At 54.1% G+C, this 19,983-nt stretch carries 22 protein-coding genes; 12 read left to right on the top strand and 10 right to left on the bottom strand.

Features of this window, described 5'->3' with window-relative positions:
- Positions 1 to 849 (bottom strand): hydantoinase/oxoprolinase N-terminal domain-containing protein (locus IQ273_RS15250; protein ID WP_194024032.1); only part of this gene is annotated, 849 nt, incomplete at its 3' end.
- Positions 850 to 1,017: 168 nt separating this feature from the next.
- On the opposite strand from IQ273_RS15250, the gene IQ273_RS15255 reads away from it, so the two are divergent.
- The gene (locus IQ273_RS15255) at positions 1,018 to 1,971 is read left to right on the top strand and encodes a GDP-L-fucose synthase (protein WP_194024033.1); all 954 of its coding nucleotides are present in this window, start codon (positions 1,018 to 1,020) and stop codon (positions 1,969 to 1,971) included.
- Positions 1,972 to 2,190: 219 nt separating this feature from the next.
- Here IQ273_RS15255 and IQ273_RS15260 read toward each other — a convergent pair whose 3' ends face one another.
- Both IQ273_RS15260 and IQ273_RS15265 read right to left on the bottom strand, forming a co-directional pair.
- Positions 2,191 to 2,382: a hypothetical protein gene (locus IQ273_RS15260; RefSeq protein WP_194024034.1), complete on the bottom strand. Its 192-nt coding sequence runs from the start codon at positions 2,380 to 2,382 to the stop codon at positions 2,191 to 2,193.
- 486 nt (positions 2,383 to 2,868) lie between these two features.
- Positions 2,869 to 3,198, bottom strand: coding sequence for a Tfp pilus assembly protein FimT/FimU (locus IQ273_RS15265; RefSeq protein WP_194024035.1), 330 nt, complete (start codon positions 3,196 to 3,198; stop codon positions 2,869 to 2,871).
- A 285-nt stretch (positions 3,199 to 3,483) separates the two neighbouring features.
- On the opposite strand from IQ273_RS15265, the gene IQ273_RS15270 reads away from it, so the two are divergent.
- From IQ273_RS15270 to IQ273_RS15285, 4 genes are all read left to right on the top strand, one after another.
- Positions 3,484 to 4,593: an S-(hydroxymethyl)glutathione dehydrogenase/class III alcohol dehydrogenase gene (locus IQ273_RS15270; RefSeq protein WP_194024036.1), complete on the top strand. Its 1,110-nt coding sequence runs from the start codon at positions 3,484 to 3,486 to the stop codon at positions 4,591 to 4,593.
- 165 nt (positions 4,594 to 4,758) lie between these two features.
- Positions 4,759 to 5,610, top strand: coding sequence for an S-formylglutathione hydrolase (fghA, locus tag IQ273_RS15275; RefSeq protein ID WP_194024037.1), 852 nt, complete (start codon positions 4,759 to 4,761; stop codon positions 5,608 to 5,610).
- A 49-nt stretch (positions 5,611 to 5,659) separates the two neighbouring features.
- The gene (locus IQ273_RS15280; RefSeq protein ID WP_194024038.1) at positions 5,660 to 6,226 is read left to right on the top strand and encodes a DUF4168 domain-containing protein; all 567 of its coding nucleotides are present in this window, start codon (positions 5,660 to 5,662) and stop codon (positions 6,224 to 6,226) included.
- A gap of 109 nt (positions 6,227 to 6,335) precedes the next feature.
- Positions 6,336 to 6,941: a TetR/AcrR family transcriptional regulator gene (locus IQ273_RS15285; protein WP_035985031.1), complete on the top strand. Its 606-nt coding sequence runs from the start codon at positions 6,336 to 6,338 to the stop codon at positions 6,939 to 6,941.
- Between the two features lie 70 nt (positions 6,942 to 7,011).
- Here IQ273_RS15285 and IQ273_RS15290 read toward each other — a convergent pair whose 3' ends face one another.
- A complete protein-coding gene (locus tag IQ273_RS15290) occupies positions 7,012 to 7,698 on the bottom strand; it encodes a glutathione binding-like protein (protein WP_194024039.1) in 687 nt (228 codons plus the stop codon).
- A gap of 306 nt (positions 7,699 to 8,004) precedes the next feature.
- On the opposite strand from IQ273_RS15290, the gene IQ273_RS15295 reads away from it, so the two are divergent.
- Positions 8,005 to 8,772 carry a hypothetical protein gene (locus IQ273_RS15295; protein WP_194024040.1) on the top strand — a complete coding sequence of 256 codons (768 nt, stop codon included), beginning with the start codon at positions 8,005 to 8,007 and terminating at the stop codon, positions 8,770 to 8,772.
- Between the two features lie 132 nt (positions 8,773 to 8,904).
- The gene (locus IQ273_RS15300; protein WP_194024041.1) at positions 8,905 to 9,594 is read left to right on the top strand and encodes a DUF4079 domain-containing protein; all 690 of its coding nucleotides are present in this window, start codon (positions 8,905 to 8,907) and stop codon (positions 9,592 to 9,594) included.
- Positions 9,595 to 9,802: 208 nt separating this feature from the next.
- Here the strand turns inward: IQ273_RS15300 and IQ273_RS15305 are convergent, their stop codons facing one another.
- Positions 9,803 to 12,202 (bottom strand): phosphoketolase, encoded by a 2,400-nt coding sequence (locus tag IQ273_RS15305; RefSeq protein WP_194024042.1) that lies wholly within the window; start codon positions 12,200 to 12,202, stop codon positions 9,803 to 9,805.
- A 470-nt stretch (positions 12,203 to 12,672) separates the two neighbouring features.
- On the bottom strand, positions 12,673 to 13,458 hold the full coding sequence (locus IQ273_RS15310; protein ID WP_194024043.1) for an RNA polymerase sigma factor SigF: 786 nt from the start codon (positions 13,456 to 13,458) through the stop codon (positions 12,673 to 12,675).
- 282 nt (positions 13,459 to 13,740) lie between these two features.
- Between IQ273_RS15310 and IQ273_RS15315 the strand changes: the two genes are divergently transcribed.
- Both IQ273_RS15315 and IQ273_RS15320 read left to right on the top strand, forming a co-directional pair.
- Positions 13,741 to 14,502, top strand: a complete 762-nt coding sequence (locus IQ273_RS15315; RefSeq protein ID WP_228053095.1) for an HAD family phosphatase — start codon at positions 13,741 to 13,743, stop codon at positions 14,500 to 14,502.
- Positions 14,503 to 14,659: 157 nt separating this feature from the next.
- Complete coding sequence (locus IQ273_RS15320; protein ID WP_194024044.1) at positions 14,660 to 15,319, top strand: NAD(P)H-dependent oxidoreductase; 660 nt, start codon at positions 14,660 to 14,662, stop codon at positions 15,317 to 15,319.
- A 19-nt stretch (positions 15,320 to 15,338) separates the two neighbouring features.
- Here the strand turns inward: IQ273_RS15320 and IQ273_RS15325 are convergent, their stop codons facing one another.
- The 4 genes from IQ273_RS15325 to IQ273_RS15340 all read right to left on the bottom strand — a co-directional run bounded on the left by IQ273_RS15325 (position 15,339) and on the right by IQ273_RS15340 (position 17,941).
- Complete coding sequence (locus IQ273_RS15325) at positions 15,339 to 15,902, bottom strand: NUDIX hydrolase (protein WP_194024045.1); 564 nt, start codon at positions 15,900 to 15,902, stop codon at positions 15,339 to 15,341.
- Positions 15,903 to 15,970: 68 nt separating this feature from the next.
- Entirely contained in the window at positions 15,971 to 16,468 is a 498-nt protein-coding gene (gene folK / locus IQ273_RS15330; protein ID WP_194024046.1) for a 2-amino-4-hydroxy-6-hydroxymethyldihydropteridine diphosphokinase, read from the bottom strand.
- Positions 16,469 to 16,471: 3 nt separating this feature from the next.
- Positions 16,472 to 16,792, bottom strand: a complete 321-nt coding sequence (gene trxA, locus IQ273_RS15335) for a thioredoxin (protein ID WP_194024047.1) — start codon at positions 16,790 to 16,792, stop codon at positions 16,472 to 16,474.
- Between the two features lie 288 nt (positions 16,793 to 17,080).
- A complete protein-coding gene (locus tag IQ273_RS15340) occupies positions 17,081 to 17,941 on the bottom strand; it encodes an alpha/beta fold hydrolase (protein ID WP_194024048.1) in 861 nt (286 codons plus the stop codon).
- Between the two features lie 249 nt (positions 17,942 to 18,190).
- Here IQ273_RS15340 and IQ273_RS15345 point away from each other — a divergent pair, with 249 nt between their 5' ends.
- From IQ273_RS15345 to IQ273_RS15355, 3 genes are all read left to right on the top strand, one after another.
- On the top strand, positions 18,191 to 18,982 hold the full coding sequence (locus IQ273_RS15345; protein WP_194024049.1) for a DUF1350 family protein: 792 nt from the start codon (positions 18,191 to 18,193) through the stop codon (positions 18,980 to 18,982).
- Between the two features lie 103 nt (positions 18,983 to 19,085).
- Positions 19,086 to 19,511 (top strand): anti-sigma regulatory factor, encoded by a 426-nt coding sequence (locus IQ273_RS15350; protein ID WP_194024050.1) that lies wholly within the window; start codon positions 19,086 to 19,088, stop codon positions 19,509 to 19,511.
- A 49-nt stretch (positions 19,512 to 19,560) separates the two neighbouring features.
- Positions 19,561 to 19,983: DUF92 domain-containing protein (locus IQ273_RS15355; RefSeq protein WP_397197885.1), on the top strand; the 423-nt coding region annotated here is incomplete at its 3' end.

Below are 19,983 nucleotides of genomic sequence, written 5' to 3' on the forward strand. Positions count from 1 at the left end.
GTAGATGGGTGGATGGGTGGATGGGGGATGGGATGCATTTTGGAGCTGGATAGACGCTGTCCCCTCCTGGTAGGGGTGGAACTGTGCGAGGAGCTGTTCGTCTGCTGGCTGCTGGCTGCTGGCTGCTGCCTTTAGCTGCCCTGCTACCCGATCCACATACCGCCTGAGAATCGGCGACAGATAGGCATCTACCACTGTCGTATCGCCCCGGCTGACTAGCTTGATCAGCGGGCTGACCTGGTGGGAGAGGGAGATTTGGGTAAAGCCGACCTGGCGGGCGAGTTCGCCCAGGCGCACCTCGTGGGCGGGGTAGCGATAGCCGTGCATGAGCACAATGGCGCAGGCTCGAATCCCGGTTTCAAAAGCTTTTTGAAGGGATTGAATGAGTCGGGTTTCCTCTAGATTATTTAAAGAAACCAGCACTTCGCCTTCGGCGCTGAGGCGTTCGTTGACCTCGATCGCCTGTTCGTAAAGCATTTCTGGTAGCTCAATGTGGCGGGCAAAAATGTTGGGGCGGTTTTGGTAGCCAATGCGGAGGGCGTCTTTAAATCCTCTGGTGGTGAGTAGCAGAACGCGATCGCCCTTGCGTTCCAGCAGTGCATTGGTCGCCACCGTCGTCCCCATCTTTACCGCTTCAATAGCGGCGGCGGGGATGGTCTCATCTTTCTTGAGCCCCAGCAGGTCGCGAATGCCCTGTATAGGCGCATCGGCGTAGCGATCGGGGTTTTCCGACAGCAGCTTGTGGACGATAATTTGCCCATCGGGGCGGCGAGCCACAATATCAGTAAAGGTGCCGCCGCGATCGATCCAAAATTGCCAGCGCTGATTATGCAGGGGCGATAGGGTCATGGCGCGAATGAGTGGGAAACTTGAGATGAGCCTAAGCCCTTATTGTGAACTACCGCTAAACTCGGCAAACAGAAGTTGCCGTTGGCGACCCCCTGGTGGCAGACTCATGGCAGCGAGGATAAGCCATCTACACAAGTTTTCTCGTAATTTTTATCTGAACTAAATCCTATGGATACTCAATCTAAAATTTATGTGGCGGGTTCTCGAGGTCTGGTGGGCAGCGCCCTGATCAGAACCCTCAAAGCCCAGGGCTATGAGAATTTGCTCCTGCGCTCCAGTCGGGAGCTAGACCTACGTAATCAGGCCGCAGTAAATGAGTTTTTCGCTACTGAGAAGCCAGACTACGTCTTTCTTGCGGCGGCTAAAGTCGGCGGTATTCACGCCAACAACACCTACCGGGCCGAGTTTCTCTACGACAACTTGATGATTGAGGCCAACATCATCCACAGCGCCTATCGCCACGGAGCGCAGAAGCTGCTGTTTTTGGGGTCATCCTGTATCTATCCCAAGCTGTGCCCCCAACCAATGAAAGAAGACTACCTGCTGACCGGTTTTTTGGAGCCGACCAATGAACCCTATGCGATCGCCAAAATTGCTGGCCTCAAGCTCTGCGAAAACTACTGCCGCCAGTATGGGGTCAACTTTATCTCGGCCATGCCCACCAACCTCTACGGCCTCAACGACAACTTTGATCTGGCCAACTCCCACGTGCTGCCTGCCCTCATGCGCAAGTTTCATGAGGCCAAGGTGAACGGCGACCCCACCGTTACCGTATGGGGCACCGGCACCCCCTTACGCGAATTTTTGTATGTCGATGATCTGGCTGACGCCCTGGTGTTCTTAATGAATACCTACGACGGTATCGATTTCGTCAACGTTGGTACTGGGCAGGAAGTGTCGATTAAAGAGCTGGCCCTGACCATGAAAGCGGTGGTTGGCTACGAAGGTGAACTGGTATTCGATACCACCAAGCCCGACGGCACCCCTCGCAAGCTGCTAGACGTGTCGCGGCTTAACGCAGCGGGATGGCAAGCCAAGACCGACCTCAAAACCGGCATTGAGCATACCTACGCCTGGTTCTTGCAGAGCTACGATTCTCTGCGCGGGCGCGAAGCAGACTAGGGGCTAGCCCTTGAGCCTAAGGGGCTATGCTCTTAATTAACCTTGGTGGCTTGGCTTCCTACCTAGCGAGAATGCTGGGAAACATAAAACGTAGCCGCTTAGGGATGCGCCTCAAAATCAAGTACCAGCTAGAGTAGCTGCTCCACAACGGATTTCCGCCTGTGTGGGAATGACGCTGGGACTTGATTAATTTTCGAGTCCCTTACCTTCGGGCAGCTTTTAAACAGGGTTGCACTTGCCGCTGCGAATTAGGCCAACTCGGCGGGCGATCGCCTCATCCTGAGTGGCATAGGGACCCCAAATTGGGCGCTGATCTTGGAGCCGCTCGCGACTAATATTTTCGGCAGAGAGCACCTGACAACTACCGTCTTCTCCCTGAACCACATACCAACCCTCGTTTCGTTCTGGCATTGCTACTCCCCAAACCACTCACAATCGCTAACCCATTAAACTCGGTTTTGCTCTAAATGAGTGTTGAGGTTAGTAGCAAAAGCGTTTGTTGTTGGCCTTGGGTTGTCCTTTGCCCTTGCGTATGGCTCCCAGCACGGTCGAGACTACTACGCAGCGATGAGTGTCCCGTTTCCCAGAAATTGTCAGGGTAATGGTGCCCTGTTCCCCAATGGTTTTTGATTTCAGGTTGCCGTACATATCGAACCGCGTGTAGTAAATGCCGCCGCTTTTAGTCAGTGTGTTGTCAATGTCAGCTAGTACAACGTCGTCTATCAGGGGCTGCCAAACCGTTACTCGATTGGCCAGGACAGACTCGGGACTTAGTGGTGCAGAAAACTTTTTTGAGTCTCATGATGGATGACCTGAACGGTTAAATCAGCGCCTGAAACCCATTGCCCTCGTTCGTTTACCCGATAAACCTCAATATCGCCATCTCGGTGAGAATCCTTAATTTATAGGGGTTTCAGGAGTTTTCTGCACCACTAAGGACTCGGGATGGTTCGCCCACTCAACTTGGCCGTTGCGTTCGCGAATGCTAAAGCGGCGATCGTGGCGCTGCTGCATGGCATCGGTTTGAGTGACTCGCAGGGCCTGATACAACATATCGCGGGCTGTGTTGATCTTGCGCTGCTGCAAAAACCCAAAGAAAGAGGGAGCTGCGATCGCCGCCATCAGCCCAATAATCGCCACCACAATTAATCCTTCAATCAGCGTAAAACCAGCTGATTGAGTCTGCTCACAAGACGATTTGCTCGATCGCTGCCTCAGTCGAATCATAGTTAGATGCAAGAACCCATTGGGGTCAAGATGCCCGCCCGCTAAGCGGTCTGGCCGATCGCTAACCCAACATCGGTCATTGTGCTGAGGAATGTTTGGGAAGGATGACACATGGCTTAAGAGCCGCAAAGTCGGTAAGCTGGCTAAAGTGTTGCAATGGCTCTTTAGCGGTCTAGCGCCTTCGCAGAAGTCAATGCCCGCCTAAGCGAGCTGCATCTTGATTAGGTGTCTGTATTGGTCATTGGCAAAAACCATCACTTCAACTACCCAAAGGAGATTTTGCCCGTGGATGTTAGAGCTGCCGTTGCCCTTGGCCCAGGCCAACCTCTCACTGTCGAAACCGTTCAGCTCGAAGGCCCCCGCGAGGGTGAAGTGCTGGTCGAAATCAAAGCCACCGGCATTTGCCATACCGATGCCTACACCCTCTCCGGCAAAGACCCAGAAGGGCTGTTCCCGGCAGTGCTGGGTCACGAAGGGGCTGGAGTGGTAGCCGAAATTGGCCCCGGCGTTACCAGCCTCAAGCCTGGGGATCACGTGATTCCGCTGTACGTGCCCGAATGCCGCCAGTGTGAGTACTGCCTGAGTTTTAAGACCAACCTCTGCCAGGCCATTCGCCTGACTCAGGGGCGCGGCCTCATGCCCGATGGCACTAGCCGCTTTTCCCTGGACGGCGAGCCGCTGTTCCACTACATGGGCACCTCCACCTTTTCGAACTACACCGTGGTGCCTGAGATTGCCCTGGCCAAAATTCGCCCCGACGCACCGTTTGAAAAGGTTTGCTACATCGGCTGCGGCGTTACCACCGGCATTGGCGCGGTGATCAACACCGCCAAAGTAGAGCCGGGGGCTAATGTTGTCGTGTTTGGCCTCGGCGGCATTGGTCTCAACGTGATCCAGGGCTGTCGCATGGTGGGGGCCAACAAAATTATCGGCGTTGACATCAACCCCGGCAAAAAAGAGCTAGCCGAAAAGTTTGGTATGACCCACTTCGTCAACCCCAAAGAGATTGAGGGTGACCTGGTGCCCTACCTGGTCGACCTTACCGGCGGCGGGGCCGACTACAGCTTTGAGTGCATCGGCAACGTCAAGCTGATGCGCCAGGCGCTGGAGTGCTGCCACAAGGGCTGGGGGGTGAGCGTGATTGTCGGCGTCGCGGCGGCGGGCGAAGAAATCAGCACTCGCCCCTTTCAGCTGGTAACTGGGCGAGAGTGGAAGGGTACCGCCTTTGGAGGAGCCAGAGGCCGTACCGATGTACCCAAAATCGTGGACTGGTACATGGATGGCAAGATTAATATTGACGATCTAATCACCCACGTCATGCCCCTCGACAAGATCAACACCGCCTTTGACCTCATGCACCGGGGTGAGAGCATCCGCAGCGTCGTGACGTTTTAGGGGGTGTTGGGTGTTGGGTATCGGGTCAACGGTGCACGGTAAACGGCAACCATGCACTACTGTGAACCACCAACCGCGTACCGTGAACCACCAACCGTAAACCGCACACCGTGGACCGAGCACCTCTCACCTGAAACCTAAAACCCAAAACCTAAAACCCCTCCCATGCCCCTCACCCTCCACAACCAACACGCCTGCTTCGGCGGCAACGTGGGCTACTATAGCCACCCGTCAAACGTCTGCAACTGCGAGATGCGGTTTGCGGTGTTTGTACCGCCCCAGGCGGAGACTGGCCCGGTGCCGGTGCTGTTCTACCTGTCAGGGTTGACCTGCACTGAAGATAATTTCACCAGTAAGGCTGGGGCGCAGCGCTACGCTGCTGAACATGGGCTGATGCTGGTAGCCTCCGACACCAGCCCCCGCGGTGAGGATGTACCCGATGAGGCCGATGCCTGGGACTTTGGCACTGGGGCTGGGTTTTACGTGGATGCAACAGTGGCCCCTTGGAGCACCCATTACAACATGTATAGCTATGTGGTGAACGAACTGCCGGAGCTGATTGCGGCGGAGTTTGCGGTGCGGCGCGATCGCATGGGTATTTTGGGTCACTCCATGGGGGGGCACGGAGCGCTGGTGTGCGGGCTGCGCAACCCCGATCTGTTCAAGTCGATCTCAGCCTTTGCCCCGATCGCCGCACCCTCTCAATGCCCCTGGGGGCAAAAGGCGTTTTCGGGTTATCTAGGTTCAGACCCTGCGGCCTGGCAGCAGTACGACGCAACAGAACTGGTGAAACAGCACGCCCGCACCGATCGCACTATTTTGATCGATCAGGGCACCGCCGATACATTCTTGGCGCAGAACCAGCTCTTGCCAGACGTCTTTGCCGCCGCCTGCAAAGCCGCCGGACAGCCCCTAATTTTACGCATGCAGCCAGAGTACGATCACGGCTACTTTTTTATATCCTCTTTTATGGCCGACCACCTGCGCCACCATGCCGATGTGCTAACAAAAGGCTAGGCTAGGGAAGACTGTCCAGGCCGACGTTTTGCGTAATCAGGAGACCCGTATGGTGAAATATTGTGCTGCTGCCCTACTCGTAATGCTGGCGTGGCTGATGCCAGGAACGGCGTGGGCTAGCCCTGCTGCTCCGCTGCTGGCCCAGGAGCCTACCGTTGAGGTGGTCGACGTCACCCCCGCTGCAATCAGCGATAGCGATATTCCCATTTTTGCCAAGGCCTATCAAGAAGTGCAGCTCTTGCGCTTGCAGGCCGAACGGGAAATGGCTCAGGCCGTTGAAGACGAAGGGCTGAGCATTGATCGCTTTAATGCGATCGCAGAAACCCAGCTAACTGGCGCTGCCGAAAGCCCCGATGATATGGCTAAGGTCGCTGCAAAGGCCAAGATTTCGAAAAAAGAAAACAAGCAGTTTCAGGCTGCCGTAGACCGCATTATTGCCATTCGCCAAAGCACCGAAGCCGATATGGAAAAAGCCATTGAAGCCGATGGCCTTTCGATCGATACCTTCAACAGTATTCTGGAGCAGTCAGCCGATAACACCGACCTGCAGCGGAAAATCAGCGATGAAATTGTGAAGCAAACGCTAGTTACATCAGAATCGGCCCCTCAGGAGTAGTTATCTCAGGTTTTATGAGGTTATGTAAACCTCGCCCTGAGCCTTAAGATTATGGCGTCACAATGGGCTTCAAGTGCTAGCTTGCGCTCACCTTTAGAGGGCTATGATCATGGTGCCTTTCTTTAAAGCCGCCGCCGAAGTTGATACCGAAACTAAGATTTTGCAAGCAGCACTCAAGCTGTTTGCAAAGCGGGGGTACGGAGCTACCACCACCCGCGAACTGGCTCAGGTGGCGGGGGTGGCTGAAGGTACCCTATTTCGCCATTTTGAGAATAAGAAAGCCATTTTGGTCGCGGTTGCTAGCCAGGGCTGGGTCGAAATTCTCACCGACTTGCTCACCGAGCTGAGCGAGATGGCCAGCTATAAGGCGATTGGTCAGGTGATGCAGCGGCGCATGCTCAACCTGCAAAAAAATTCGGCCCTGATGCGAGTGTGCTTCATGGAGGCGCAGTTTCACCCCGAGCTACGCGAGCAAATTCAAACCGAAGTAATCGGCAAAATGATCGACGTAGCCGAGGCCTTTTTTCAAACCGCCATGGATCGCGGCGTCTATCGGCCCATGAATGCCCGGATGGTGGCGCGGGTGTTTTTGGGCATGTTTACTGTCGCCGGTTTTAGCCAAGACACCCTGGGCGATGAGGCCGCCTCGCCCCAGTCGATGAAAGACTTGGCAGAGTGTTTGACCGATATTTTCCTAAATGGGGTGCTGGCCTAAGTCAGTGGAAAGGTTATGACGGTAAGGGGGCGTTTCCTGAGCGGAGTCGAAGGAAATGCCCCCTTGTTTTCTACCGTCTGCCCTGGCCAAACAAGATCTTTTTCGCCTCCTCGGTCATAGTCGATTCGGAGCTGATAGTTTGGGCCATTTTGTAGGCTCGCTGCACGGCTGGACGCTCCTGGATAGCCTCAAACCAGCGCTTTAGGTGAGGGAAATCTTCCAGGTTTTGCTGTTGGGTTTGGTAGGGCACAATCCAGGGGTAGCAGGCCATGTCGGCGATCGAGTAGTCGCCTGCAATAAACTCCTGGCCTTCAAGCTGGGTGTTGAGAACGCCGTAGAGGCGCTCAGTTTCTTTGACGTAGCGGTTGATGGCGTAGGGAATCTTTTCGGGGGCGTAGCTGCCGAAGTGGTGGTTTTGGCCCAGCATTGGCCCCAGCCCGCCCATCTGCCAGAACAGCCACTGCATGACGTTGGCGCGATCGCGCAACCCCTGCGGCAAAAACCGCCCGGTTTTCTCGCCCAGGTACTGCAAAATCGCCCCCGACTCAAACAGGCTCAGGGGTGCGCCGCCATCGGCAGGCTCGTGGTCGACAATGGCAGGAATGCGATTGTTGGGCGCAATTTGCAAAAAATCGGCAGCAAACTGCTCGCCCTTGCCGATGTGAATGGGCTTGATGGTGTAATCTACATCGGCCTCTTCAAGAAAAATAGTAATTTTGTGGCCGTTGGGGGTCGTCCAGTAGTACAGGTCAATCATGGTGAGCATCCTTGAAGGCAAAGCACGGGAGCAGACCCAAATAGCCTAGACCAAGTTCTCTGCAGTCAGGAAAATTTAGTACAATTGAACTATAAAGCTGTGATGAGTGCTAAGCCGCATAGCCTAGATTGTTCCTGACGAAAGCCAGGTAAGCATTCGACAGCTCTACGGCGAGGATGCATTATTTCTTTCGATTTTGTTTCTATCTGAATCGTCATCTGGCCTTAGAATCAAGCGATAATTTCTGACCCTTGCCCGATGGCCTGGCTCAAACAGGCCACGTTTAGCCCCAGAGGATGACTCGTTATGGCCATTATCGCCCTCAAAGCCTGGTATCTTGAAGCCTACGAGCCGGTGCGAGAGCTAGAAAAGCGCCCCCACGATCTGCGGCTCAGCAAAAATAGCCTGCTGAAGTCGGGACTGCGGGCCGATTTTTTAGACGACAGTGCCGATGTGAAGCAGTCGGCCTGGTTTCAGCGCTACCTGGATGGTGAAACGGTGGAGTTTTACATTGAGGGCAGCGGCGGCTATGGAATCGCTAATATCGACTTGATCAGCCATGAGATCTACTTCACCAAACTGGAGGTGATGGCCCATCTAGAGCCAATCATCTACTTCTGCTATCAGCAGGAATACGACGAGTCAGCGGAGGTGCTGCACCAGGCTCTCACCGATGCGATCGAGAGCCTGAACAAACGATCGCGCGTTGCGCTAACACTGGAAGTGTCAAATCGCCTCAGCGACGGCCCCGCCCGCTTAAACAGTGCCCTGACTCGCAAAATTCGCAAGTCGCTGCTGTTTGTAGCCGACGGCACCCCGATTACCGCAGTGGAGGGCAACACAACCTTGCTGGTGCCCAGCCCACATGTTTGCGTAGAGATGGGCTACGCTCTCCAGGCCAAACCCGCCGAGCAGATTTTGCTGGCCCAGATGGAGCGCCCCGATATCGTTGGGCAGTACCCCTTTGACCTGCCTGCCCAAAATCGATTGAGCTTCAAGACCAAGGGCGACATTGCCAAACAATTGCCCAAGGCGCTGGAGCAACACTTATCTCGCTTTAATCTTTGGATATAGGGCGATCGCTTAGGATGAGCCTGCAATGTTAATTGCAGCACGGCATGACCGCTGGGCTTTGCTTTAGAGTAAAAAACAACGGTCTAGAGTCACATTTTTCCCCTAAGCGTTGTCAGCCCAAGGATACTTGTCATGTTAGATGCTCCCGATCTGCTAAGACTACTGCACCCCTTTATAGCCGTTACGGTGGTGATGCCGCTGATTGGCGTGGCCGTTTACTTTGCCGTGCAAACCCGGCAGCGGCGACTGGCGGTGGCCAACAAAACTAAAACCACTATTGCTCCGGTGGTGGGCAAAGAGCACGTGCGGGTGGGCCAGTGGCTATCTGGGGCCGTGGTGGGGCTGGTGCTGCTGGGGCTAGCCCACCCAATTTTTAAGACTATTGCCCGCGAAAATGCTTGGGCCGAAAATCCGTTTCGGGTGGTGTTCGTGGTGGCGATGTACGCGTTGACCCTAGCTGCCTTAGTAGCTTTGTACAAATCTAGAACGCCCCTTTGGCGAGGGGTGATGGCCACCCTCACGGGCACGGGCCTATGGCTGCTGGGCATGCAGCCGGGGGTATTTCGGCGGGGCTATGAGTGGCAGGTGTCGCACTTTTATCTGGGTATGGCGGCGGCGATGCTGATGATTTTTGCCCTGGCCACCCTGCCCGAAATTTATAAGTCCAAGCGCTGGCGGCTGACCCATGCGGCACTCAATACCGTAGCGGTGTTGCTGTTTATCAGCCAGGGTATTACCGGCACCCGCGACCTGCTCGAAATTCCGCTGCACTGGCAAGAACCCTTTATTTATCAGTGCGATTTTCAGAATAAGACGTGCTAAGGGGGCGATCGCAGGTAAGCGCAAGCAAAGCACCAGGAAGATGTGCTGCGTTGCGGTACCTGCGGCAAGGATAGTGAGCCTGTCGTTAATGCTTGGGTTTCAGCGGTGCAGTCTTCGCTTGGCCAAACGAAAAGCGGCCTGAGATTGTCAGACCGCCTTTAATGGAGTCAAGCCTGTGGGGCTTTACCCGCTGATGGCACCTAAGTGCCTAGTAAGGCCACTGCCAGTTAACAACATCGTCTTGATCTTTTCCCTCGGTGTGGGCGTAGGTGAGACAATCAATAATCTTGTTCTTCATCCTCTCTTTCACATGGGCTGCCGCTGATCCCAGCTTGGGCACCCGATCAATCACGTCGATCACTAGGTTAAAGCGGTCAATTTCATTTCTAATCGCCAGTTCTAGCGGGGTGTTGATATTGCCCTGTTCCTTGTAGCCCCGCACGTGGATGCGCGACTGATTCGAGCGGCGGTAAACCAGCTTGTGAATCAGCCAGGGATAGCCGTGGAAGTTGAAGATGACCGGTTTGTCTGGGGTAAACAGCGAGTCAAAATCACGGTTGCTCAACCCGTGGGGGTGCTCCCCTTGAGAGATCAGGGTGAATAGATCAACGACGTTGATAAATCGTACTTTCAGGTACGGAAACTCTTCCCGCAAAATGGCTGTGGCCGCCAGGGATTCTTTGGTGACAATGTCGCCGCAGCAGGCCATCACCACATCGGGAATGTCGGGCTCGGTGCCGCAGTCATCGTTGCTGGCCCAGTCCCAAATGCCGATACCTTTGGTGCAGTGGGTCACCGCCGCATCCATATTCAGGTACTGGAGATGGTTCTGCTTGTCAGAGACAATCACGTTGATGTAGTCGACGCTGCGGAAGCAGTGGTCGGCTACCGACAGCAGGCAGTTGGCATCGGGCGGAAAGTAGACCCGCACCACGTCGGGGCTTTTGTTAGTCACCAGATCCACATAGCCAGGATCCTGGTGGCTGAAGCCGTTGTGGTCTTGCCGCCACACCAATGACGACAGCAAAATGTTCAGCGACGACACCGATCGCCGCCAGGGCACATGATTTTTACAAATGTCTAGCCACTTGGCATGCTGGTTAAACATCGAGCTAACCACGTGGGCAAAGGCTTCATAGGTGTGGAAGAGCCCATGGCGTCCGGTTAGTAGGTAACCTTCTAGCCAGCCCTGGAGGGTATGTTCGCTAAGCATTTCCATTACCCGCCCATCGCGGGAGAGTTCACCGCCGTCCAGATCTTCAGGCAAAAAGTCGGCCATCCAGGCTTTTTTGGTCACCTCATACACCGGGTGCAGTCGGTTAGAGGCCGTTTCATCAGGCCCCATCAGACGAAAGTTGGTAGGGTTATCGCGCATTACATCGCGCATGAAAATGCCTAGAGCCTTGGTATTTTCAAACTCCACGCTACCGGGTTTGGGCACGTCGATGGCGTACTCGCGGAAGTCGGGCAGCTTCAGCGCCTTGCGCAGCATGCCGCCGTTAGCGTGCAGGTTGTCGCCCATACGGCGGTGGCCGACCGGAGCCAGGTCTCTCAGCTCAGGAATCAGGGTACCGTTCTCGTCGAATAGTTCTTCGGGACCGTAGCTGCGCATCCACGCTTCGAGCAGGTGCAGGTGCTCAGGGTTGCTGTGCATGCCGCCCATGGGCACCTGGTGCGATCGCCAGAAGCCCTCCACCTTGTGACCATCCACCTCTTTAGGCCCAGTCCAGCCCTTGGGAGTACGCAGCACAATCATCGGCCAGCGGGGGCGCTCCACATGGCCGTTAATCCGGGCCTCGTGCTGAATGTCCTTAATTTTAAGGACGCATTCTTCCATCACCGCAGCCATTTTCTGGTGCATCTCGGCGGGATCGCTGCCTTCGACAAAGTAGGGGGTATAGCCGTAGCCCCTAAAGAGGCACTCCAGTTCCTCATGGGAAACCCGAGAGAGAATGCTGGGGTTGGCGATTTTGTAGCCGTTCAGGTTGAGAATCGGCAGCACTGCACCGTCGCGAGCCGGGTTGATGAACTTATTAGAGTGCCAGGAGGTGGCCAGAGGGCCAGTTTCGGCCTCACCGTCGCCCGCCACGCAGGTCACAATCAGGTCTGGGTTGTCCAGCACTGCCCCATAGGCATGGGAAATGCTGTAGCCCAGCTCGCCTCCCTCGTGGATAGACCCCGGGGTCTCGGGGGTAACGTGGCTGCCGATGTGTCCAGGGAAAGAAAACTGCTTGAAGAAGCGGCGCAGACCGTCTTCATCCATACCCTTATCGGGATAAATCTCTGAATAGGTGCCCTCTAGATAGACCGGCCCCAGCACCCCCGGCGCACCGTGGCCTGGTCCGGCTACGAAGATCATGTCCAGGTCGTACTTTTTGATCAATCGGTTGCAGTGGATGTAGGTAAAGCTGAGGGCGGGGGAAGCACCCCAGTGGCCCAGCAGTCGGTATTTGACGTGCTCAGCCATGAGCGGCTCTTTCAGCAGGGGGTTACTGCGCAGATAAATCATGCCGATAGCAAGGTAGTTACAGGCTCGCCAGTAGGCATGTATCTTACGCAGTTCTTCGTCAGTGAGGGCTTTAGTCTGGGGAAAGGAAGCTACTACCATGGCGCTTATTCCAGCAAAAAGTACTTGTTTTCTTAAGAAATCAAAAACAGCGTTTTCAGACTTCGGTTAATGTCTTAGAGCATTTCTATTGCTTAGACAATACCCAAATCAAATTAAGCTCGGATTATGGTCTCTGCAGCAGGCTAAAACTCTCTTTGCTTAAGGGATTGCGGCTAACTGCCAATCGCAGTTATCATTTTGTATCTGAACTCTAAGGATCACAATTGGCTCCATAGAATTAACCCAATAGCACCGGCAAAATCCTATTTAGGGCAACCTTATAAAACAGGCTCATGCCGCTAATTGTTGTCAGCATTGCTACAGCTATTTCAAAAATTATTGAACTTAGTACAAAAGTTTGGCTATTGAGGAGATAGTCCACTTTCCCCCTCAAACATATCGCCGCAGGAAGTCTCTCTTGAACTTCCTGCGGCGATCGCTCTCATAAGTTAAAATAGGGCCAGCTAGACCTAGGGATCGGTGCTTAGCTCCTGAGGCTGCAAGAATGCGACCATCTCATCTACCCCACGCTGAATGCGGCGGGTAACGGTCATAGGGCTAACGCCAATCTTCTCAGCTACTTCTTTGCGTGATAGGCCCTTGAAGAAGACAAATTCAATGGCGGTACGGGTTTTGGCTTCAAGCTGATTCAGCGCGCGCTGGACTTGTTGGCGATCTTCCTCTAGCGCCTGCATGAGCTGGTAATGAGTGTCGGGTAGGGTTTCGCCAAGCGTGATATTGGAGTCCACTTGTTGGCAAACTGTAGCATCAAGGCTGAGGGGCAGACGGTTTTTGTGAGCCATCTTAACTTCCCGCCATTCTTTGACAGATACCTCTAGGGCATCGGCCATTTCATGGTCAGTTGGATTGTGGCCCAGAGTGCGCATCAGCTCCATTTGAAGCTTTTGGGATTCTTTTTGAAGATCTTGCCAACGACGGGGAATCTTGACGGTAGTGCCGCGATCGCGCAGGAAGTGCAGCATCTCACCACGAATGTATGGAACCGCGAAGGAGCTAAAAGCACAGCCCTGGCCAGGGTTAAACCGCTCAATGGCCCGAATTAGACCGATGTAGCCAATTTGCTCCAGATCTTCGTAGGGTTCAGAGCACTGATGGCTGACCCGATGGGCAATTTTGCGGACTAGGCCGGCATTAAGTTGTACTAGTCTATTGCGTAACTGCACCGAGGGAGACTGCTTGTACTGCATCAGCAGTTCCATGCCACGGGAGCGGATTGTCGAAGTTTCGGTAGCCATATCTGTGATGTCCTTACGAGAGCGGGTTCGCTGAGAACTGTGTCTATTCTCGGGAGTGACACCGGCATTCACCATCGTTGATCTACGGTACTCTGGCGGAGGTCAATCGCAAATGTCCGTAGATTTACGGGGTAGTCACCCGTTCAGCAGAGCGAGACTAACTCCTGTAACGCCGATGGCTACTCTCCAGCTTGTCTTCTTAAGCCAACCCTGAAAGCTCAGCCCAGGAGGCTGGAGCGGCATTCTAGAGACTCCGAAACCGGGCTAAGCTGATAGATGTGAATGTATGTTGTATCTCTTAATATTTCTCTGGCTGGGTTAATGGCTTTAAAGGCGGTTTTATTGGACTTTAACGGCATCGTTATCAACGACGAGGCCATCCATGAGCGGTTGATTGAGGAGTTGCTCCTAGAGGAGAATCTCCGGCCTAATCCTCAAGACCTGGAGGAGTATTGCTTAGGGCGATCGGATGCAGCCTGCCTCAGTGACTTACTAGCCCGCCAAGGGCGCGTAGTATCCGATATTTATTTAGAAAAATTGCTTGATCGCAAAGCTGCTCGCTATCAAGAGGTACTTGCTGGACTAGATCCGCTGCCCCTATACCCTGGTCTTGATGACTTGATTTACCAAATTCGGGCAGCGCAGCTCAAGCTAGCGATTGTATCGGGAGCACGCCGTAGCGAAATTGAAACCGTGCTGTCCTTGGTTCGTTGGGGGGAGCACGTAGGGCTAATTATTTCAGCAGACGATCTCGCGATTGGAGTGAGCAAACCTGCCCCCGATGGGTATTTACTAGCCATTGATCGCCTCAATCAACAGTTTGGTGACCTGGCCTTGTGCCCTGCCGACTGTCTGGCTATTGAAGATTCTTTTGCCGGTATTGACGCGGCTAAGCATGCTGGTGTGCCAGTACTAGGAGTTGCTCACACCTACCCCTACCAAATGATTCATCGTCGAGCTACCTGGGTGATCGACCACCTCTATGAACTCAGTCTAGATTGGCTAAACCCTTATTACAGCTTGGCCAGCCACAAGCTCAGTTAGCCCAACAAAAGGCTGTGGCAGCAACACGTTGTGCTCATGGAGCATTAATGTAAAGAAATGTTCCATGACTGAGGATGCCTACGGGAATGATTGCTGTAGACCCAAACTCAAACATTGCCCAAACCTTCGGCCTGTTTCACTGCACTTTTGTAAAACTATGCACAACTCTCTAACCACTCCAGACCAGATTGTACAGCAGCTTAACTGGCGCTATGCCACGAAGCAGTTTGATTCAGAACAAAAAATTCCTGACGATGTTTGGAGCGTTCTTGAACAGAGCCTCGTTTTGTCTCCTTCCTCGTTTGGGCTACAGCCGTGGAAATTTTTTGTGGTGCGTAACCCCGATCTGCGACAGCAACTGCGCGACCATGCTTGGGGCCAAGCTCAGGTAACTGATGCCTCACATTTGGTGGTACTGGCAATTAAAAAGGACATCGGCACCGCCGAAGTAGATCAGTTTGTGGAGCGTATGGCCACAGTGCGTGATGTGCCTATGGAAACGCTGGCCAACTATGGGGGCATGGTCAAGGGATTTTTAGCTGAACCACCGTACCCGATCACAATGGAAAGCTGGGCTACCCGGCAAGTCTATATTGCCCTAGGGTTTTTGATGTACTCAGCCGCCCTGCTAGGGGTAGATACTTGTCCCATGGAGGGGTTTGACCCAGCAAAGTTTGACGAACTGCTCCAGCTTCCGGCTCAAGGATACTCGGCAGTAGTGCTATGTGCAGCAGGTTACCGCGCTGCTGACGACAAGTACGCCGACCTGCCAAAGGTACGCTATTCTGCCAAAACCGTAATTGGCCATTACGACTAAGACCTGTCATTTAAACGCTCTAAAGTGCTGCCAGCTTCTCCAGGTAAGGTTTAACTAGGTAGAAGCTGGCGATCGATTTGGCGTCCACTGCTTCTCCGGCCAAAATCGCTTTTTCTAGCTGAACTGGGGTAAACAGGACAACTTCTATATCTTCGTCAGCATCGGCTTCAGGGGGCGACTCAATCGGCTCTAGATCGGTGGCTAGAAAGGCATAAATAATTTCGTCAGAATAGCCAGGAGCCAGCGGAAAGTTGCCAATGGGCAGCCAGGTTTGGGCGGTGTAGCCAATCTCTTCCTGAATTTCTCGGCGGATAGTATCGATAGGAGCTTCTTCAGCTTCGATAGTACCTGCTGGGAACTCTAGCAGCCGCCCTAGTACCGCAAAGCGATACTGGCGCACCATGACCAACTCACCTGCGGCGGTAACGGGCACCGCTAGGGCTCCACCAGGATGGCGAATACATTCCCAGTCACCCTCGGCGCGGTTGGGCAATCGCAGCCGATTGACCTCAAAGTTAAACTTACGGCCCTCGTAGAACAGGCGCTGCTTTAGCAGTTGAGGAGGCTCTTGACCAAGAGGCATAGGTAAAGGCTCAAAAAGGGCACAAATGATCACCCCATTGTAGCCATCTTAGGATGACTAATTTAAGGCTAACGGAGGATGGTACCCAGGCGCTTTACCCCAGCAGGGTCAAGGGCGTCGCAAAGGCGCTTGACCGACTGGCCACTGACAGGGTCAAGCCAGTCGGGGGCTATGTCAGCCAGAGGAACGAGGACAAAGGCACGTTCTCGTAATCTGGGGTGCGGGACGTGCAAATTTGGCTCATTGAGACATACCTGGCCATAGAAGATGAGGTCGAGATCGAGGGTGCGGGGTCCCCATCGTTGGCGACGCACGCGACCGAAGTTTTGTTCGATTTGCAGCAGCCGACTGAGTAGATGCTGGGGCGACAGGGTAGTGTTGATTAGGGCGCAGGCGTTTAGAATATCGGGCTGGGCTGGACCAATAGGCACGGTTTGGTAAACGCTAGACTGAGAGACCAGTTCTACGTTAGGTGGGTCGTGGAGGGCAACCAAAGCCGCCCGAAGGATTTGCTGGGAATCGCCTAGATTGCTACCCAGGGCGATCGCGCAAGGTACCGCTGTCATACCCTAGCCCAGGTGAGTCCGGAGGCGGGTGACTAGCTGGGCGGCGGGTAACACTCCTTCGATGCGATCTACGGGCTGCCCAGCCTTAAACAGCACCAGTGTGGGCAGAGCCGCCACCTGGTGCTGAGAGGCAATTTGAGGATATTTATCAGTGTCAATTTTGACGATTTTGAGCTGGCCTTTAAGCTCATTATTGACCTCAGTGAGGATGCCTGCCATCATCTGGCAGGGACCGCACCAGGTGGCGTAGAAATCGACTAAGACAGGAATTTTAGCCTCAGCCAATAGATCTGAAAAACTTTGAAACTTCTGTTTGACTGCCATCAAAAACTCCTTGGGTAGATGCTTGTTACCTAAGCCACAGCACAACCTATTTCTCCTGCAATCCGAGTTGATTTATAAAGCGAGATGCCTGCTCTACAAATTTTCACAATTCATGCAGGTTTGCTACAGGTCTTTATTTTATAGTTTTTTATTTAGGTTACGGTGCTGTTGCCTAACCTGTTTAATCAGGCTATCTAACTAAATACCTAGTTGGGGTTTCACCGCCATCGGCCCAACAGGCCGCCCGTGTTTGAGCCCTTAAACAGATGTTTTGTGAGGTGGAATACTCTAGGGGACCATCTGACGCAAAAAGCTGTCAAGGGCCGCAGCCACTTTCTCGGCCCAGTCTTCTTGGGCGTAGTGTCCTACCTGATCTAGGGTTTGCAGTTCGCCGTTGGGAAGGGTTTGTACAGCAGTCTCAGCTAGACTGACCGGTAGCCAGGGGTCACTTAGCCCCCACAGCGCCAGCGTAGGATGATCCCAGTTGGGTAAATCGGCGGCGATCGCACGGCTAACCTCATCTATGTCCATTCGCCGTACCGTCGTCATCAAGGCCCGGCCTACATCTGAACTTTTCAGGAAGGGTCGCCGGTAAACATCTAAATCGGCGTCGTCTATTTGATAGGGGCCGCCCCCTTCCAGGGTGCGATCGACTAATAGTGGGTCTTGGGTAATCATATCTCCGGCTAGGGGCAGACCCATTTGACGAATCTTCCAGGGCAGTTTGGCCCCAGGGCCAATGGGAGCATTGATTATGGCTAAGCGATCGACTCGATCGGGGTGCTGTAGGGCGTACTGAATGCCAGCTGAGCCTAGAAACCCCTGGGCTACCAGGTGCACCTGAGGCAGATTGAGGGCATCGAGCAACGCGCCCAGGGCATTGATAAAGGTTTCGGGGGTATAGGCAAAGTCGCGGCGATCGGGCTTGTCTGAGAAACCGTGACCAATCCAGTCGGGGGCAATGGTGCGGAACCCCTGCTGGGCCAAAACGGGCATCACCTGCCGCCAGCTGTAGCTTTGAGATACCAGGCCGTGGAGCAAGATTACCGGCAGTCGGGATGAAGTGCCGATGGGCTCGTGCTCGCGATAAAACCAGGTTAAGCCGTTAACCGATATGGTGCGTTCTGCGATCGCGGTACCCTGCCCCATAGCTTTTCCCTCATTCGGCCCATCGAGCTTACCGCTCCACCAAAGCGGAAGGCAAGCCCACCCAGCGGTAGATGATGGCTGGAGCGTAATGTAGGTGCTTATTCTTATCGGTGGCAATCGCTAAAGGCTGCCCATCCCCATGACAAACTGACTACAGTGATAGACAGATGCAAATGGATCAGGCCAGACAGCGCTGGCCTGATCCATTTGCCATCCATTCACCGTTAAAGGATGCAGCCATAGGTCGTGATGAACTGGCAAGAGATATCTGGTAACTGGATTTTAGTGCCCCCAAACCCCACGGCAATCGTGCATTTTTTAGGGGGAGCCTTTGTGGCAGCGGCCCCCAGCGTGACCTATCAGTGGCTGCTCGAAAACCTGGCTCGGCAGGGCTATGTGATCGTAGCTACTCCCTTCATCAATACCTTTGACCACGCTGTCATTGCTCAGGAGGTGTTGATCACCTTTGATCAGGCAATGCGGTACCTAGATAAGCGAGTGCTGGTCGACTATGGCCACCTGCCTATCTACGGCCTGGGGCACAGCATGGGCTGCAAGGTACATCTGTTGATCAACTGCCTGTGGGAGGTGGAGCGGGCCGGTAATATTTACATGAGCTTCAACAACTACCCCGCCCGGCGATCGATTCCATTCTTAGAGCAGGCGGTGCAGTTTAACCCAGCCTTTAACGTCGAATTTACCCCCGATCCAGAGCAGACTCTGGCCCTGGTGCGCGATCGCTACCCAGTGCCCCACAATCTGCTGATTAAATTTCGCAGCGACACCCTCGACCAAACTCGGCCTTTGTCAGAGGTGCTGGTCAGGCGCTTTACCGAGCGAACTACCATACAAATGCTGCCAGGTTCTCATACCACCCCCATTGCTCAAGAGTTTGGCTGGCAGCCCGGTACGTCGTTTAGCCCCCTCGATGCACTGGGGCAGTTTGTACAGCAGGAATTTTACCGTGATCTAAATCGTCTGCGCCGCAATCTGCTAGCCTGGCTTGACAGTCCTACTCCCTTAAATGAGAGCCTGAGCTAGGGGCTGAAACAAGATAGAGATGTAAAACTCTTTGCTTTGAGGCTTTTGCCAGGGTGGGCTTCGACCTATGATGCAGAGGTGAGCGCTCTAGTCGTAGCCTGTTTTGACCTATCAGCACACCAGCCAGATTGAGACCCAAACTGACCCTACAGCGCTAAAGTCAGTACTGGCGTGGTTTGATCAGTTTCAGGCTGCTCCTATTCCGCACAATATTTGGCTACAGTGTCAGCTCGCTCTGATCGAAGGCTTTACTAACGCCGTCCGCCATGCCCACGCTGGGTTACCTCTGGTTACCCCTGTTCGAATTGAAGTGGCCGTAAGCGATTGCGCCATCGATATTCGCATTTGGGATCAAGGCCCTGGCTTTGATTTAGCCTCCGTGTTACGCCACAAAATTACCGTCAATAATCCAGACTCTGAGGGTGGGCGGGGGCTTAAAATTATGTATCTAGTGGCCGATCGCTTGACCTACGACCCCGCGCCAGATCAGGGTAACTGCTTACACCTGCACAAGTCCTTTGCCCTGTAGGCTAGGGGAAATGCCTACGAGGTAGTCTATGGCTCTGTCTGTGGCGGCTTTGTCTATGACGATATTATCTACAGTGCTCCCGACTTCCCAAGCGGCAGGGTGGCTAATTGGAGCGCTGCTGAATACGGCCCTGTTGGCGATCGCCTGGGCATCGCCCAAAAAGCTGCTCACCCCAGCCGGTTACCTGCACGCCTGGGTGTTAGGGGTCATTGTTTGGGGCTGCCTGGGCTGGCGGGGGTACATCGTAATAATGGCCTACTTTTTAGCTGGCACAGCTGTGACTCGCTTGGGCAAGCAGCGTAAAGAGGCGGCGGGTATTGCCGAGGGGCGATCGGGGGTAAGAGGGCCAGAAAATGTCTGGGGTTCTGCTTTAGCCGGGACCGTCTGCGCGATCGCGATCGCAATTCTGAGCGTAGTTGCCGCTCCGGCTAGCCAGCAGCTGTGGCTCCCGTTACTGGACTTAGCCTACGTC

The organism is Nodosilinea sp. LEGE 07298, from assembly GCF_015207265.1.
Taxonomy (GTDB): Bacteria; Cyanobacteriota; Cyanobacteriia; order Phormidesmidales; family Phormidesmidaceae; genus Nodosilinea.